This window comes from Burkholderia metallica (genome assembly GCF_001718555.1).
Classification (GTDB): Bacteria; Pseudomonadota; Gammaproteobacteria; order Burkholderiales; family Burkholderiaceae; genus Burkholderia; species Burkholderia metallica.
In genome coordinates this window covers 61,373-76,336 of the sequence record NZ_CP013401.1, presented here as the reverse complement: position 1 = coordinate 76,336, position 14,964 = coordinate 61,373, and the positions used below count along the sequence as shown (strand labels likewise).

Here is a 14,964-nt window from a genome sequence, read left to right as displayed (position 1 = left end):
GCGCAGGGGTCGGGAAAACCCGTGCCTGTTATTCGTGCGACGAGAAACGTGCCGCCCGTATCATACCGACAGTCCGTCAGCTTGTGACATGCGGGAATACGGCCGCCCCGTTATACCGCATTGTCGTGTCGGCTCATCGCGAAATGCGGACGATGGCCGGCATGCCGAGCGTAGTGCAGAATCTTACATCTTGCATACGCTTCGCCGAACAGATGTCGTATGTGAGACAGTCCTCGGATCAATGTGATATTTCGGACATGAAAAACTGCTAATGTCGCCTCTTTCGGACTTGGATTCCAGCACTACCGCCGGAAGTGGCCTGAGCCGGCATCGACCCATTCATCCATGACAAGAAATCGCTTCGTTATGCGGCGTGTCGCCACGACCCTGGTCGTCGCCGGCATCATCGTTTCGCAGGCCGCCTACGCTCAGGTCACGCTCAATTTCGTGAATGCGGATATCGACCAGGTCGCGAAGGCGATCGGCGCCGCAACCGGCAAGACCATCATCGTCGACCCCCGCGTGAAGGGGCAGCTCAACCTCGTGGCCGAACGCGCGGTGCCGGAAGACCAGGCACTGAAGACGTTGCAGTCGGCGCTGCGCATGCAGGGCTTCGCGCTCGTGCAGGATCACGGCGTGCTGAAGGTCGTGCCGGAGGCCGACGCGAAGCTGCAGGGCGTGCCGACCTACATCGGCAATGCGCCGCAGGCGCGCGGCGACCAGGTGATCACGCAGGTGTTCGAGCTGCACAACGAATCGGCGAACAACCTGCTGCCCGTACTGCGGCCGCTGATCTCGCCGAACAACACGGTCACCGCCTACCCGGCGAACAACTCGATCGTCGTGACCGACTACGCGGACAACGTGCGGCGCATCGCGCAGATCATCGCGGGCGTCGACAGCGCCGCGGGCGCGCAGGTGCAGGTCGTGCCGCTGCGCAACGCGAACGCGATCGACCTCGCCGCGCAGTTGCAGAAAATGCTCGACCCGGGCGCGATCGGCAACAGCGATGCCACGCTGAAAGTGTCGGTCACGGCCGACCCGCGCACCAATTCGCTGTTGCTGCGCGCATCGAACGGGTCGCGCCTCGCGGCCGCGAAGCGCCTCGTGCAGCAGCTCGACGCGCCGAGCGCGGTGCCCGGCAACATGCACGTCGTGCCGCTGCGCAACGCCGATGCGGTGAAGCTCGCGAAGACGCTGCGCGGGATGCTCGGCAAAGGTAGCGGCAACGACAGCGGCTCGTCGGCGTCGTCCAACGATGCGAACAGCTTCAACCAGAACGGCGGCTCGTCGTCGAGCGGCAACTTCTCGACCGGCACGTCGGGCACTCCGCCGCTGCCGTCGGGCGGCCTGGGCGGGTCGTCGTCTTCGTCGGCGTATGGCGGTTCGTCCGGCGGCGGCGGACTTGGCACGGGCGGCCTGCTCGGCGGCGACAAGGACAAGAGCGGTGACGACAACCAGCCGGGCGGGATGATCCAGGCCGACTCGGCCACCAACTCGCTGATCATCACCGCGTCCGATCCGGTTTACCGGAACCTGCGCTCGGTGATCGACCAGCTCGACGCGAGGCGGGCGCAGGTCTACATCGAAGCGCTGATCGTCGAGCTGAACTCGACGACGCAGGGTAACCTCGGCATCCAGTGGCAGGTCGCGAGCGGCCAGTTCCTTGGCGGCACGAACCTTAACCCCGGGCTGGGCCTCGGCAACAGCATCATCAACCTGACGGCCGGCGGCCTGACCAATGCCGCAGGCGGGATCACCGGCGGCGGCCTCGCCTCCAACCTCGGGCAGTTGTCCCAGGGGCTCAACATCGGCTGGCTGCACAACATGTTCGGCGTGCAGGGGCTCGGCGCGCTGCTGCAGTACTTTGCGGGCGTGAGCGACGCGAACGTGCTGTCGACGCCGAACCTGATCACGCTCGACAACGAGGAAGCGAAGATCGTCGTCGGCCAGAACGTGCCGATCGCGACCGGCTCGTATTCGAACCTGACGAGCGGCACGACGAGCAATGCGTTCAATACCTACGACCGTCGCGACGTCGGCCTGACGCTGCACGTGAAGCCGCAGATCACTGACGGCGGCATCCTGAAGCTGCAGCTCTATACCGAGGATTCGGCGGTCGTCAGCGGCACCACCAACGCGCAGACCGGCCCGACCTTCACGAAGCGCTCGATCCAGTCGACGATCCTGGCCGACAACGGCGAGATCATCGTGCTCGGCGGCTTGATGCAGGACAACTACCAGGTGTCGAACAGCAAGGTGCCGCTGCTTGGCGACATCCCGTGGATCGGCCAGCTGTTCCGTTCCGAATCGAAGGTGCGCGCGAAAACCAACCTGATGGTATTCCTGCGCCCGGTGATCATCACCGATCGCAACGTCGCGCAGGAAGTCACGGCCAACCGCTACGACTACATCCAGGGCGTGACGGGTGCGTACAAGTCCGACAACAACGTGATGCGCGACAAGGACGATCCGGTCGTCCCGCCGATGCCGATCGGCCCGAGCCAGGGCGGCACGCCCGCGGGCAACCTGTTCGATCTCGACAAGATGCGTCGCCAGCAGTTGCAGCGCCAGGTGGCGCCGGTGCCGGCCCAGCCGTTGCCGGAGGCGACGCCCGCGCAGCCGCAGAGCGTGCCGCAGCAGGCGGTGCCGCAACAGCCGCTGACGGCCGCGCCGGGAGCCTCGCAGTGAGCGACGTGCTCGCGTCTTCCTCCCACGACGGCGCGCCGGGCGAACGGCAGCCGCCGTCGCCGCTCGCCGCGCGCCTGTTGCCGTACGGCTTCGCGAAGAGCGGCCAGGTGCTGATCGCGCACCAGCTCGACGACACGCTCGAGGTGTGGATCAGCGAACGCACGAGCGATGCCGCGCTCGCGGAAATCGCGCGCAACTTCGGCTCGATTTCCGTGCATCGCGTGCCGGCCGACGAGCTCGCGCAGGCGATCAACCATGCCTACGCACGCCAGGACGGCAGCGCCGCGCAGGTGGTCGGCGAGGTCGAAGGCGAAGTCGATCTGTCGCGGCTGATGCAGGACATCCCCGAAGTCGAGGATCTGCTCGAATCGGAAGACGATGCGCCGATCATCCGGATGATCAACGCGCTGCTCACGCAGGCGGCACGCGAACAGGCGTCGGACATCCACATCGAACCGTTCGAGAACGCGTCGGTCGTGCGCTTTCGCGTGGACGGCACGCTGCGCGACGTCGTGCGGCCGAAGAAGGCGCTGCACGGCGCGCTGATCTCGCGGATCAAGATCATGGCGCAGCTCGACATCGCGGAGAAGCGCCTGCCGCAGGACGGCCGCATCACGCTGCGCGTCGGCGGCCGGCCGGTCGACGTGCGGGTGTCGACGCTGCCGACCGGGCACGGCGAGCGCGCGGTGCTGCGTCTGCTGGAAAAGGATGCGCAGCGCCTGAACCTCGAAGCGCTCGGGATGGGCCGCGACACGCTCGTGCAATTCGACAAGCTGATCGCGCGCCCGCACGGCATCGTGCTCGTCACGGGCCCGACCGGGTCGGGCAAGACGACCACGCTGTATGCGTCGATGTCGCGGCTCGAAACCGCGACGACCAACATCATGACCGTCGAGGACCCGATCGAATACGACCTCGGCGGGATCGGCCAGACGCAGGTGAACGAGCGGATCGGGATGACCTTTGCCCGCGCGCTGCGCTCGATCCTGCGTCAGGACCCGGACGTGATCATGATCGGCGAAATCCGCGACCTCGAAACCGCGCAGATCGCGGTGCAGGCGTCGCTCACTGGCCACCTCGTGCTCGCGACGCTGCACACGAACGATGCGGCGTCCGCCGTCACGCGTCTGACCGACATGGGCGTCGAGCCGTACCTGCTCGCGTCGTCGCTGCTCGGCGTGCTCGCGCAGCGCCTCGTGCGCCAGCTCTGCCCGGTCTGCAAGGAAGAGCGGCACGAGGACGGCCGTACCGTGTGGCATCCGGTCGGCTGCGACAAGTGCGGGCATTCGGGCTACTCGGGCCGGCGCGGCGTGTACGAACTGCTGCTGGTCGACGACTCGATCCGCGCGCTGATCCACCGCAACGCGGCCGACGCGGAGATTCTCGCCGCCGGCCGTGCGGAAGGGATGCGCACGCTGCGCGACGACGCCGAGCGCTGGCTCGCGTCGGGCGCGACGTCGCTCGAGGAAGTGCTGCGCGTGACGGGAGGCGCATAGCGCGATGCCGGCATTCCGTTTCGAGGCAATCGATTCGGCGGGACGCGCGCAGAAAGGCGTGATCGATGCCGACAGCGCGCGGGCCGCGCGCGGCCAGCTGCGCACGCAGGGGCTCACGCCGCTCGTCGTCGAGCCGGCCGCCAGCGCGACGCGCGGGGCGCGCTCGCAGCGGCTCGCGTTCGGCCGCAAGCTGTCGCAGCGCGAACAGGCGATCCTCACGCGCCAGCTCGCGAGCCTGCTGATCGCGGGGCTGCCGCTCGACGAGGCGCTCGGCGTGCTGACCGAGCAGGCCGAGCGCGACTACATCCGCGAACTGATGGCCGCAATCCGCGCCGAGGTGCTCGGCGGCCATTCGCTCGCGAATGCGCTGGGCCAGCATCCGCGCGATTTCCCCGAGATCTACCGCGCGCTCGTCGCGGCGGGCGAGCACACCGGCAAGCTCGGCATCGTGCTGTCGCGTCTGGCCGACTACATCGAGCAGAGCAACGCGCTGAAGCAGAAGATCCTGCTGGCGTTCACGTATCCGGGGATCGTCACGCTGATCGCGTTCGGCATCGTCACGTTTTTGCTGAGCTACGTCGTGCCGCAGGTCGTCAACGTGTTCGCGAGCACGAAGCAGCAACTGCCCGTGCTGACGATCGTGATGATGGCGCTGTCGGATTTCGTGCGGCACTGGTGGTGGGCGATCCTGATCGCGGTCGGGCTCGTCGTGTGGTTCGTGAAGGCGACGCTGTCGCGCGCCGGGCCCCGGCTCGCGTTCGACCGCTGGGTGCTGACCGCGCCGCTCGCGGGCAAGCTCGTGCGCGGCTACAACACGGTGCGCTTCGCGAGCACGCTCGGGATCCTCACCGCGGCCGGCGTGCCGATCCTGCGCGCGTTGCAGGCGGCCGGCGAGACGCTGTCGAACCGCGCGATGCGCGCGAACATCGACGACGCGATCGTGCGCGTGCGCGAAGGCTCCGCGCTGTCGCGCGCGCTGAACAACGTGAAGACGTTTCCGCCGGTGCTCGTGCACCTGATCCGTTCGGGCGAAGCGACGGGCGACGTGACGACGATGCTGGATCGCGCGGCAGAAGGCGAAGCGCGCGAGCTCGAGCGCCGCACGATGTTCTTGACGAGCCTGCTGGAGCCGCTGCTGATCCTGGCGATGGGCGGCATCGTGCTCGTGATCGTGCTGGCCGTGATGCTGCCGATCATCGAGCTGAACAACATGGTGCAGTGACGGCCTGAGCGTCGGCCCGGCCGCCCGCTGCGGCTTCAGCGCATGTAGATCGCCGGGGACGGCGTGTTGGCGGGGAGCTGGATTTCGGCGCGGGCGCCGTTGCGCTCGACGATGATCGAGCGGGGGCGCACTTCGGCGAGCTTCGCGCCGGACGTGACGTCTGCGCCGAGCGACACGGCACGCGGCGGTTCGCCGCCGACGCCGACGATCGCGGCGCCGCCGTGGTCGAGCGCGAGGATGCCGAACAGGTGGATGTCCTGCACGGGATTCTTGTCGAGCTGACCGCCGAAGAGCGCCGCGGCGTCCTCGGTGCGGATCGGCAGCCGCGCGGCGGCGGCGGGCAGCGGCGCTTCGCGGGCCGACAGCGTGACGACCCAGTAGGTGGCCGTCGCGCACAAACCCGCGAAGAGGGCTAGGGAGAGGATCCGGATCGAGAGCGCGTTCATGCGCGCTATTGTACGGATGTATGTGAAATTTGCGTTGGGTGAAAGCCCTCGGCAATGCGCGTCTTACAATGCGTGCTCCGCGCCCGCGGGTCCGGAAGGTTGCCGTCAGGCAATCGTCCGGAGCGCCGGGTGCGTTACTCAACCGACGACATTTTTTGGAAAGAGGTAGTCAGTCATGCAAACGTGGATCACTCGCCGCAACGCGGCCGTGCGTCGTCAGCGCGGTTTCACGCTGATCGAGATCATGGTGGTGGTCGCGATCCTCGGGATCCTGGCGGCGCTGATCGTGCCGAAGATCATGAGCCGCCCGGACGAGGCGCGCCGCATCGCCGCGAAGCAGGACATCGGCACGATCATGCAGGCGCTCAAGCTGTACCGTCTCGACAACGGCCGTTACCCGACGCAGGACCAGGGCCTGAACGCACTGATCCAGAAGCCGACCACCGATCCGATCCCGAACAACTGGAAGGACGGCGGCTATCTCGAGCGCCTGCCGAACGATCCGTGGGGTAACGGCTACAAGTACCTGAACCCGGGCGTGCACGGCGAGATCGACGTGTTCAGCTACGGCGCCGACGGCAAGGAAGGCGGCGAAGGCAACGACACCGACATCGGTTCGTGGCAGTAAACGCGCGCTGACCGTCCCGGCGCTTCCGCCCCGTTCTTCATGCTCGCCACTCGCACGACCTTCCGCTGCGGCCGCGATCGCCGTGTGCGTCGCGGCGCGGCGTCGTCCGTGCCGGCGCGTGCCGACAGTGGCCCGGCGTCGCACGGGGCGCGGCGTCACCGCGCGCGCGGCTTCACGCTGCTCGAAATGCTGGTCGTGCTCGTGATCGCGGGGCTGCTCGTATCGCTCGCATCGCTGTCGCTCACGCGCAATCCGCGCACCGACCTGCGCGAAGAAGCGCAGCGCGTCGCGCTGCTGTTCGAGAGCGCCGGCGACGAAGCGCAGGTGCGCGCGCGGCCGATCGCGTGGCAGCCGACCGCGCACGGCTTTCGCTTCGACGTGAGCTCGCCCGACGGCTGGCGCACGCTGCGCGACGACCTGCTGCGCCCGCGCGACTGGGACGGCGGCGTCACGGGCGCCGACATCGACTATCCGGGGTCCGACACGCGCGCGAGCCGCGTCGTGTTCGGCACCGAAAGCATCGACACGCCGGTGCGCGTGACGCTGCATTCGGCCGCCGGCAGCGCGACGATCGTCGGCACCGGCAACGGCCGCTACGAGGTGCAATGACGATGCGTCGTCGCCTGCCCTTTCCCGGCACTTCATCCCGCGGCTTCACGATGATCGAAGTGCTGGTCGCGCTCGCGATCATCGCGGTCGCGCTCGCCGCGTCGATCCGCGCGGTCGGCACGATGGCGACCAATGCGTCCGACCTGCACCACCGGCTGCTGGCCGGCTGGAGCGCCGACAACGCGCTCGCGCAACTGCGGCTCACGCACGCATGGCCCGAGGTGGGCGAGCAGAGCTTCGACTGCTCGCAAGGCAACGTGCAGCTCGTCTGCACGCAGCGCGTGAGCACGACGCCCAACCCGGTGTTCCGGCGCGTGCGGATTTCGGTGAGCATGCCTGGCCGCGCCGGCGTGCTCGCGCAGATGGTGACGGTGGTCGCGAATGAAACCAGTCGTCCGCTCTGACAAACCGATGCGACGCCCGCTCGCCCGCCCCGCCCGCGGCTTCACGCTGATCGAGCTGATGATCGCGATCGCGATCCTCGCGGTGGTCGCGATCCTCGCGTGGCGCGGGCTCGACCAGATCATGCGCGGTCGCGACAAGGTCGCGGCCGCGATGGAAGACGAACGCGTGTTCGCGCAAATGTTCGACCAGATGCGCATCGACGCGCGGCTCGCCGCGACCGACGACGAGGCCGGCCAGCCGGCGATCGGCGTCGCCGGCAATACGCTGCAGATCGTCCGCGAACTCGACGTGCCGGGCGCCGCGCCGCGGCTGCAGGTGGTCCGCTACCGGATCGCCGGCGGACGCGTCGTGCGCTATGCGTCGCCGCCGATCGACGACGCGAACCGGCTGCGCACGATGCTGAAGGACAGCAGCGTCGAAGGCTGGAGCTGGGTCGCGCTGATGGGCGGCGTCGGCGCGATCGACGCGAAGCTGTACGTGCCGCGCGTGGGCTGGACCACCAACCTGCAGACGGCCGACGAAGCGCTCGCGCAGAACAACGACGCGCTCAAGGTGCCGCAGATCGGCAACGCGCCGCCTGCGCGGGCGGTGACCGGGCTGCAGGTCAGCATCGGCGCGACGTCGCTGCGCGTGCCGGTCACGCGCATCTTCCTCGTCGGGGAATGACGATGCGTGCTCGCCCTGCCCGTCGATCCGCGTTCAACCGTGCGTCCGCACGCAGGCTGGCACGCGCGCGCCAGCGCGGCGCGGCGATCATCACCGCGCTGCTCGTCGTCGCGCTGTCGGCGATCCTGGTCTCGGGGATGCTGTGGCGCCAGCAGGTGCAGATTCGCCGCATCGAGAACCAGCGCGTGCTCGCGCAGGCGCAGTGGGTCGCGCGCGGCGCGCTCGACTGGACGCGGATGATCCTGCGCTCGGAAGGCGACACGGCGCCCGGCATCACGTATCTCGGCGGGATCTGGGGCGTACCGATCGCGAAGACGAAACTGTCGGACTTCCTCGGCCGGATCGGCGCGCCGAACGACACCGGCGGCGAAGACACCTATATCTCCGGCTCGATCGAGGACGCGCAGGCGAAGTTCAACCTGCGCAATCTGGTAGCGTCGCCGGCGCCCGGCGTGCTGCAGTTGAACGTCACGCAGGTCCAGGCGTTCCAGCGCCTGCTGACGACGCTCGGCTACGACGGCGCGTTCGCGAAGCGCATCGCGCTGCAGGTGCGCGCGGGCCTGCTGCATTCGGCGACGCGGTTCCAGATGCCGACGCTGCCGGGTGGCGGCACCGCGCCGCCGGTCACCGCGCCGGTGACGACCGATCAACAAGGCGGCGGCGGCTTCACCGACGATCCCGGCATGACGGGCGGCGACCGCGGGCCCGCGCCGCTGATGATGACGGGCGTCGACAGCCTGCTCGACGTCGACGGCGTGACACCCGAGATGGTCGCGCGGCTGCGCCCGTTCGTCACCGTGCTGCCGACCACGACGCCCGTGAACATGAACACCGCGCCGGCCGAGGTGATCGCGGCGCTGATGCCGGGGATGAGCGTGTCGTCCGCGCAGGCGCTCGTGTCGCGCCGCGAGACCGTGTTTTTCCGTAACGTCGGCGACGTGCAGCTCGCGCTGCGCGGCGCCGGCGCACCGAACGTGACGCTCGACTCGAGCCTCGTCGACGTCAATTCGAGCTATTTCATCGTGCATGGCCGGATCCAGCACGAACGCGCGGAGGTCGATCGCACCTCGCTCGTGTATCGTGATCCGACCACGCATTCGACACGGGTCGTGCGCATCCGCGACCAGCTATAACGACGCCAATCGGGAGAGGAGCTCTTGTGAGCACGTTGATTGTTTCTTTGCCGCCGCGCGAGCCGGCCGTGCCGCTGCAGGAATGGCAGTGGCCCGAGCTGCCGTTCACGCTCGTCGACAAGGCCGGCCACGTGCAGCGCGCCGGCCGCGCCGCGCTCGCGCTGCTGCCGCGCGCGAATGCGACGGTGCTGATCGTCGCCGCGCGCGACGTGCTGCTGCTGGCCGCGACCGTGCCGCCGCTGAAAGGGCCGAAGCTGCGCCAGGCGCTGCCCAACATCGTCGAGGATCAGCTGATCCAGGATCCGCTCGGCTGCCATATCGCGCTCGATCCGGACGCGCTGCCCGACGGGCGCCGCGTGCTGGCCGTCATCGATCGCGCGTGGTTCCGCACGATCTGCGACGCGTTCACGGCGGCCGGCCACCGGCACCTGAGCGCGGTGCCCGCGACCCGCTGCTTGCCGGCGCCGCACGTATCCGCCGCGCCGGCCGGCAGCGAAATCGACGTCGCCGCGGTGGCAGCGGACGCCGTCGAAGCGCCGCCGGCGCGCCCGGCGACGGTGGCCGCGGTGCTCGGGCTCGCGGCATCGGTCGAACAAGTGCTCGTCGAGGCCGGCGCGCAGCCGGCCGCGGCCGGTGCGCCGCGCCTCGAACTCGCGGTCGCGCGTGGCGCGCTCGGCGAAGGCTTCGCGGCGCCTGCGTCGCGCGCGGCCGGCACGCTGGCTGCGCTGGCAGGCGGCGGCGACGTCGAACTGTACGAACTCGGCGAACCGGGCGCGGAGCCTCGCCTGGCATCGGTCGGACACAGCGACGGCGGCCCGCTGCTGCCGGGCGCCGCACCGCTGTCGTTCGACGCGTTCGCGCGGCGCGCGCTGACCGAGAAGTTCGATCTGTGCCAGTTCGAATTCGAATCGCAGCCGTGGCGTTTCGACCGCGCGACGCTGAAGCGCCTGCGCGTGCCGATCGCGCTCGCCGCGGCGACGCTCGGCGTCGCGGTGATCGGGATGAACCTGCACTGGTGGAAGCTGTCGCGCGAGCGCGATGCGCTGTCCGCGCAGATCACCGAGACGCTCTTGTCCGCGTTCCCGAAGACGACGACGGTGCTCGATCCGCCCGCGCAGATGCAGCGCCAGCTCGACCAGTTGCGCGTTGCGGCCGGCGAGCTGTCGCCGAACGATTTCCTCGCGCTGTCGAGCGGGCTGTCGCGCTCGATGGGCGCGCTGCCGCTGAACGGCATCGCGTCGCTCGACTATCACGACCGGCGGCTCGACGTCGGCTTCAAGCCGGAGGTGAAGGTCGATCCCGATTTCACGCAGCGCCTCGCACGTAACGGACTGTCCGGCGAAGTCGACAGCAACACGGGCAAATGGACGATCCGGAGCCGCTCATGAAGACTGAACAACTGAACCAGACGCTGGCCCAGTTCTGGGGCGAGCGCTCGCCGCGCGAAAAGACGCTGCTCGGCTGGGGCGGCGCCGTGCTGGCGGTCGCGATCGCGTATTCGGTGCTGTGGTCGCCCGCGCAGGAAGGCCGCGCACGGATCCAGCGCGAACTGCCGACGATGCGCCGCGAGCTTGCGCAGATGACCGCGCAGGCGAACGAGGCGAAGTCGCTGACGGCCGCCGCGCAGGGCGTGGCGCCGACCGGCCTCGCGCTGAAGGATGCGCTGACCGCGTCGCTGTCCGATCACGGGATGCAGGGCGCGCAGGTGCAGATCGTCGGCAACGGCGTGCAGATCCAGATGAAGAACGTGTCGTTCCCCGCGTGGACGCAGTGGCTCGACGATGCGCGCCGGCAGTTCAAGGTGCAGGTCGGCGAGGCGCATGCAACGGCGCTGAAGGACGACGGCCAGGTCGACCTGACGGCCGTGATGCAACCGTCTACGCAGAAATGACGCAGTGGATGACGCAAGTGGAAGGCGGCCGATGAGGCCGGGACTCAGGCGGCTCACCGCCGCATTGCCGTGGGTACTGGCGGGCGGGCTGGCGACGGCGGTGACGCTCGTCGCGCTCGCGCCGGCCGCATGGATCGCGCCGCAGTTCGCGCGGGCGACCGGCGGCCACGTGAATCTCGTCGATCCGGACGGGTCGCTGTGGCGCGGCTCGGGCACGCTGATGCTCGCGCCGGGGGCCGACCAGAGCGCGGCGACGCTGCTGCCGGGCCGGGTCGAATGGACCACGGGCTTCTGGCCGCTGCTGACCGGGCGCGTGCGGATGCGCATGCGTCAGACCGAGGCGATGCCCGATGCGGTCACGCTCGATGCGACGTGGCGCGGCGCGGTGCTGTCGGCGGGCACGATGGCCGTGCCCGCGTCGCTGCTCGCGGGGCTCGGCACGCCGTTCAACACGCTCGACCTGCAGGGCGACGTGCGGCTCGGCTGGAGCGACTGGCGGCTGATCGGCAACAACGCGTTCGGCCAGCTGACGGTGACGATCGATTCGATGAGTTCGCGCGTCTCGCGCGTGAAGCCGCTCGGGTCGTACCGCGCGGTGCTGCAGGCGAAGGGGGCCGGCGCCGATCTCGACCTGTCGACGACGCAGGGCCCGCTGTTCCTCGATGGCCACGGCAGTTTCGGCCCGGGCCAGGGATCGTTCCGCGGCACCGCGCATGCGGCGCCCGAGCAGCAGGCGAACCTCGCGGGGCTGCTGAACCTGCTCGGCCACCCGATCGGGAACAACGAGGTATCGCTGATCTTCGGCGACGCGCAGCGCTGACGCGCGCGTCGCCCTTTCCTGCCTACTGCTGCGCGAGCGGCGCGGCGACCGACGGTGCGGCGGCCGCACCGGATGCCGGCACGGGCGCCGGCGCCGCCATGTCGCCGTTCTCGCGCGCCATCTCCGACACATTCCAGCCGCCGCCGAGCGCCTTCACGAGCCCGACCGACGACGTCATCCGCTGGCCGGCGATCGTCGCGAGCTTCTGCTGCGCGGTGAAGGCGGTGGTCTGCGCGGTCAGCACGTTCAGGTACGCGACCGTGCCGGCCTTGTACTGGTTCGTGACGATCGCGAGCGCATGCTCGGCGCTGTCGACGGCCTGCCGCTGCACGTCGATTTCCTGCGCCAGAATGCGTTGCGACGCGAGGTTGTCCTCGACGTCCTGGAATGCGGTGAGCACCGCGAGGCGGTACGCGGCGACGTCCTGGTCGTAGGTCGCGCGCGCGGCGTCGGTCTGCGCGGCGCGCAGCCCTGCGTCGAACAGCGTGGCCGCGAGTTGCGGGCCGACCGTCCAGAAGCGCGCCGGCAGCGTGAACAGCTGCGACCACACCGAACTCTGGAAGCCGCCGCTCGCCGACAGCGTGAGGGTCGGGAAGAACGCGGAAATCGCGACGCCGATCTGCTCGTTCGCGGCCGCCGCGCGGCGCTCGGCCGCCGCGACGTCGGGCCGGCGCTCGAGGATCGCGGACGGCACGTCGACCGGCGTGATCGGCGGCTCGGCCGTGAGCGGATTCGGCGGCAGCGAGAACGCCGACGCCGGTTGGCCGATCAGCGTCGCGATCGCATGCTCGTACTGCGCGCGCGCGACGCCGTTGTCGATCGATGCGGCCTGCGCGCTCTGCAGCTGCGTCTGCGCCTGGATCACGTCCGCGCGCGCGGCGACGCCCTGCGCGTACTGGTTCTGCGTGAGTTTCAGCGACTGTTCGTACGCTTTCACGGTGTCGTCGAGCAGCTTCTGCAGCGAGTCGGACGTGCGCAGCTGGAAATAGGTCTGCGCAAGCAGCGCCTGCTGCGACAGCCGCGCGTTCGCGAGGTCGGCCGCGGCGGCCGCCTCGCCGGCGCGCTGCGCGCCGACGGTGCGGCTCACCTTGCCCCACAGGTCGGGTTCCCAGCTCGCGTCGAGGCCGACGCTGTAGCTGTTGCTGATCGACGAATTGCCGCCGAAACTCGATGAAGAACCCGACGACACCGACGTGCGCGGCGTGCGGGCGCGTGAGCCCGATGCGGTCAGCCCGACGGTCGGGAAGTATGCGGCACGCGCCTCGGCCACGAGCGCACGCGCCTGCCGGTACGCGGCCGCCGATTGCGCGATGGTCTGGTTCGACGTGTTGAGCTTGTCGATCAGCGCATCGAGCTGCGGATCGTTGTAGACCGTCCACCACGGGCCGCGGTCGGTGCGGTCGGCGGGCTGCGCGACCTTCCAGCCGGCCGGCGCTTCCTTGTAGGCGGCGGGGATCGACGTGTCGGGCCGGTGATAGTCGGGCCCGACGGCGCAGCCGGCGAGCAGCACGGCCGTCGCGACGGCGACGGCGGCGCTCAGCGGGCGAAAGGCGCGCGGGAAGGGGGCGTACGGCATGGTGATATTCCTGTCTGGGCGGGACGTCCGGCGAGCGGCGTCGCGCGATGCGGTCGTCGTGCCGCTGGCGGACAAATGGTAACTGACGGCGGGAAAGCTGCGCAGCCCCAAGGGTACGGTGCGCGGCGACAGGAATGTGTTACCGGCGCGGGCGGCCGGTTTACCGGGGATTACGACCTGGCGGGAAGACGGGCAGGCGACGCCGGCCGTACGGGGCACGGCCGGCGCTCAGCCGGCCGAGCGGTCGTGAAGGCGGCAGACGCGCGGCGTCAGTGGCAGCGCGCGGGCAGCGGGAGCGGTTCGGCGGCGGACCGCCATGTCGACGGCTCCGTCGCGACCGGCTGGCCCGTGCGGCGCACGCCGTCTTTCGCGTTGCGCTGCCGGCGATGATCGAACCATGCGAACCCGATCGCCGCGAGCGAGCCGCCCGGCACCACCAGCATCGTCACGTACAGCGCGATCTTCCAGCCGCGGTGCGGCCCGGAAAACACATGATGAGCGGTATCGGTCAGGTTGCGGCGCAGCGCGCCGGCGGCATTTTTCAGGAACAGCATCGCGAACATCCTCGGGTGCCCGGCAGCGCGGGCGATTCGGTCAGAACATAGTCTCCGGCAGTGCAACATGCACGTCGTAACTGGTTGCCTTAAATAATATTGACTAAGCAATCATTTTTCAAGATACTGGGCGCGTTCAAATCCGAAACGCACTATTGCTGCGCGCGCAATCGCATGACCGGCGGCCTCTACGATCCCGAGAACATCGAGCTGGAAAAGAGCCTCGGCTACTACCTGTCGAAGGCGAAGCAGGCGCTCGTCGAGCGGATGGACCGTGCGCTCGAGCCGCTCGACCTCACCGCGCAGCAGATCGGCGTGATCCTGCTGCTGTCGCGCGGCTATGCGCGCACGCCGTTCGAGCTGTCCCGCAAGATGTCGTACGACAGCGGTTCAATGACGCGGATGCTCGACCGGCTCGAACGCAAGGGGCTCGTCGCCCGCTCGCGCAGCGAGCAGGATCGCCGGATGATCGAGCTGACGCTGACCGAGCGCGGCGCCGAAGCTGCGCGGGCGTTGCCGTCGCTGATCGCGACCGCGCTCAACGCGCAGCTCGACGGGTTCTCGGCCGACGAGCTCGCGACGCTCACCGGTCTGCTGCAGCGCTTCATCGCCAACGGGCCCGGCCCGGCCGGCTGCCCGGCACCCGACGACGAAGCGGGCGGCTGACGTGCGCGGCGGCCCGATGTCTAGGTTAAGCACTCGCTTATTTGTCTGTCTGGGCAGAAGATGACCGTGCACGCGCTCTCCGTTTCCCTTTATCCGTTCCACCCGGCCGGGTTGCGCTGCGGCGCACACCCGTGCGTTGTGCCGGCGCGCCGCGCGCGCCG

General features: G+C 69.3%; 15 protein-coding genes. 12 read left to right on the top strand and 3 right to left on the bottom strand.

What is annotated here, in order from left to right; translation table 11 throughout:
* Positions 1 to 345 precede the first annotated feature (345 nt).
* Genes gspD through gspF form a run of 3 tightly spaced genes read left to right on the top strand, consistent with a single transcriptional unit; the run spans position 346 to position 5,409 of the window.
* Positions 346 to 2,691 carry a type II secretion system secretin GspD gene (gene gspD / locus WJ16_RS00320; protein WP_069255386.1) on the top strand — a complete coding sequence of 782 codons (2,346 nt, stop codon included), beginning with the start codon at positions 346 to 348 and terminating at the stop codon, positions 2,689 to 2,691.
* Positions 2,688 to 4,187, top strand: a complete 1,500-nt coding sequence (gene gspE / locus WJ16_RS00315; protein WP_069255385.1) for a type II secretion system ATPase GspE — start codon at positions 2,688 to 2,690, stop codon at positions 4,185 to 4,187. The genes gspD and gspE overlap by 4 nt, the downstream gene beginning before the upstream one ends.
* A gap of 4 nt (positions 4,188 to 4,191) precedes the next feature.
* Positions 4,192 to 5,409: a type II secretion system inner membrane protein GspF gene (gene gspF, locus WJ16_RS00310; RefSeq protein ID WP_069255384.1), complete on the top strand. Its 1,218-nt coding sequence runs from the start codon at positions 4,192 to 4,194 to the stop codon at positions 5,407 to 5,409.
* Positions 5,410 to 5,444: 35 nt separating this feature from the next.
* Here gspF and WJ16_RS00305 read toward each other — a convergent pair whose 3' ends face one another.
* Positions 5,445 to 5,855 carry a type II secretion system protein N gene (locus WJ16_RS00305; protein ID WP_069255383.1) on the bottom strand — a complete coding sequence of 137 codons (411 nt, stop codon included), beginning with the start codon at positions 5,853 to 5,855 and terminating at the stop codon, positions 5,445 to 5,447.
* Between the two features lie 175 nt (positions 5,856 to 6,030).
* On the opposite strand from WJ16_RS00305, the gene gspG reads away from it, so the two are divergent.
* The 8 genes from gspG to WJ16_RS00265 are packed head-to-tail and all read left to right on the top strand — an operon-like array spanning position 6,031 to position 12,007.
* Positions 6,031 to 6,483 (top strand): type II secretion system major pseudopilin GspG, encoded by a 453-nt coding sequence (gene gspG / locus WJ16_RS00300; RefSeq protein WP_039351904.1) that lies wholly within the window; start codon positions 6,031 to 6,033, stop codon positions 6,481 to 6,483.
* Between the two features lie 39 nt (positions 6,484 to 6,522).
* Positions 6,523 to 7,092 carry a GspH/FimT family pseudopilin gene (locus tag WJ16_RS00295; RefSeq protein ID WP_069255382.1) on the top strand — a complete coding sequence of 190 codons (570 nt, stop codon included), beginning with the start codon at positions 6,523 to 6,525 and terminating at the stop codon, positions 7,090 to 7,092.
* A gap of 2 nt (positions 7,093 to 7,094) precedes the next feature.
* Positions 7,095 to 7,496: a type II secretion system minor pseudopilin GspI gene (gspI, locus tag WJ16_RS00290; protein WP_069257905.1), complete on the top strand. Its 402-nt coding sequence runs from the start codon at positions 7,095 to 7,097 to the stop codon at positions 7,494 to 7,496.
* A gap of 7 nt (positions 7,497 to 7,503) precedes the next feature.
* Positions 7,504 to 8,163: a PulJ/GspJ family protein gene (locus tag WJ16_RS00285; RefSeq protein ID WP_069255381.1), complete on the top strand. Its 660-nt coding sequence runs from the start codon at positions 7,504 to 7,506 to the stop codon at positions 8,161 to 8,163.
* A 2-nt stretch (positions 8,164 to 8,165) separates the two neighbouring features.
* Positions 8,166 to 9,296, top strand: a complete 1,131-nt coding sequence (gspK, locus tag WJ16_RS00280; protein WP_069257904.1) for a type II secretion system minor pseudopilin GspK — start codon at positions 8,166 to 8,168, stop codon at positions 9,294 to 9,296.
* Between the two features lie 26 nt (positions 9,297 to 9,322).
* A complete protein-coding gene (gene gspL, locus WJ16_RS00275; protein WP_069255380.1) occupies positions 9,323 to 10,684 on the top strand; it encodes a type II secretion system protein GspL in 1,362 nt (453 codons plus the stop codon).
* Positions 10,681 to 11,187, top strand: coding sequence for a type II secretion system protein GspM (gene gspM / locus WJ16_RS00270; RefSeq protein WP_069257903.1), 507 nt, complete (start codon positions 10,681 to 10,683; stop codon positions 11,185 to 11,187). The genes gspL and gspM overlap by 4 nt, the downstream gene beginning before the upstream one ends.
* 31 nt (positions 11,188 to 11,218) lie before the next feature.
* Complete coding sequence (locus WJ16_RS00265; protein WP_069255379.1) at positions 11,219 to 12,007, top strand: type II secretion system protein N; 789 nt, start codon at positions 11,219 to 11,221, stop codon at positions 12,005 to 12,007.
* A 22-nt stretch (positions 12,008 to 12,029) separates the two neighbouring features.
* On the opposite strand, the gene WJ16_RS00260 is transcribed toward WJ16_RS00265, so the two are convergent.
* Both WJ16_RS00260 and WJ16_RS00255 read right to left on the bottom strand, forming a co-directional pair.
* Positions 12,030 to 13,583, bottom strand: coding sequence for an efflux transporter outer membrane subunit (locus WJ16_RS00260; protein WP_069255378.1), 1,554 nt, complete (start codon positions 13,581 to 13,583; stop codon positions 12,030 to 12,032).
* A 269-nt stretch (positions 13,584 to 13,852) separates the two neighbouring features.
* Positions 13,853 to 14,137, bottom strand: a complete 285-nt coding sequence (locus WJ16_RS00255; RefSeq protein WP_084636031.1) for a multidrug ABC transporter ATPase — start codon at positions 14,135 to 14,137, stop codon at positions 13,853 to 13,855.
* Between the two features lie 174 nt (positions 14,138 to 14,311).
* On the opposite strand from WJ16_RS00255, the gene WJ16_RS00250 reads away from it, so the two are divergent.
* Positions 14,312 to 14,803 (top strand): MarR family winged helix-turn-helix transcriptional regulator, encoded by a 492-nt coding sequence (locus WJ16_RS00250; protein ID WP_069255376.1) that lies wholly within the window; start codon positions 14,312 to 14,314, stop codon positions 14,801 to 14,803.
* Positions 14,804 to 14,964: the final 161 nt, after the last annotated feature.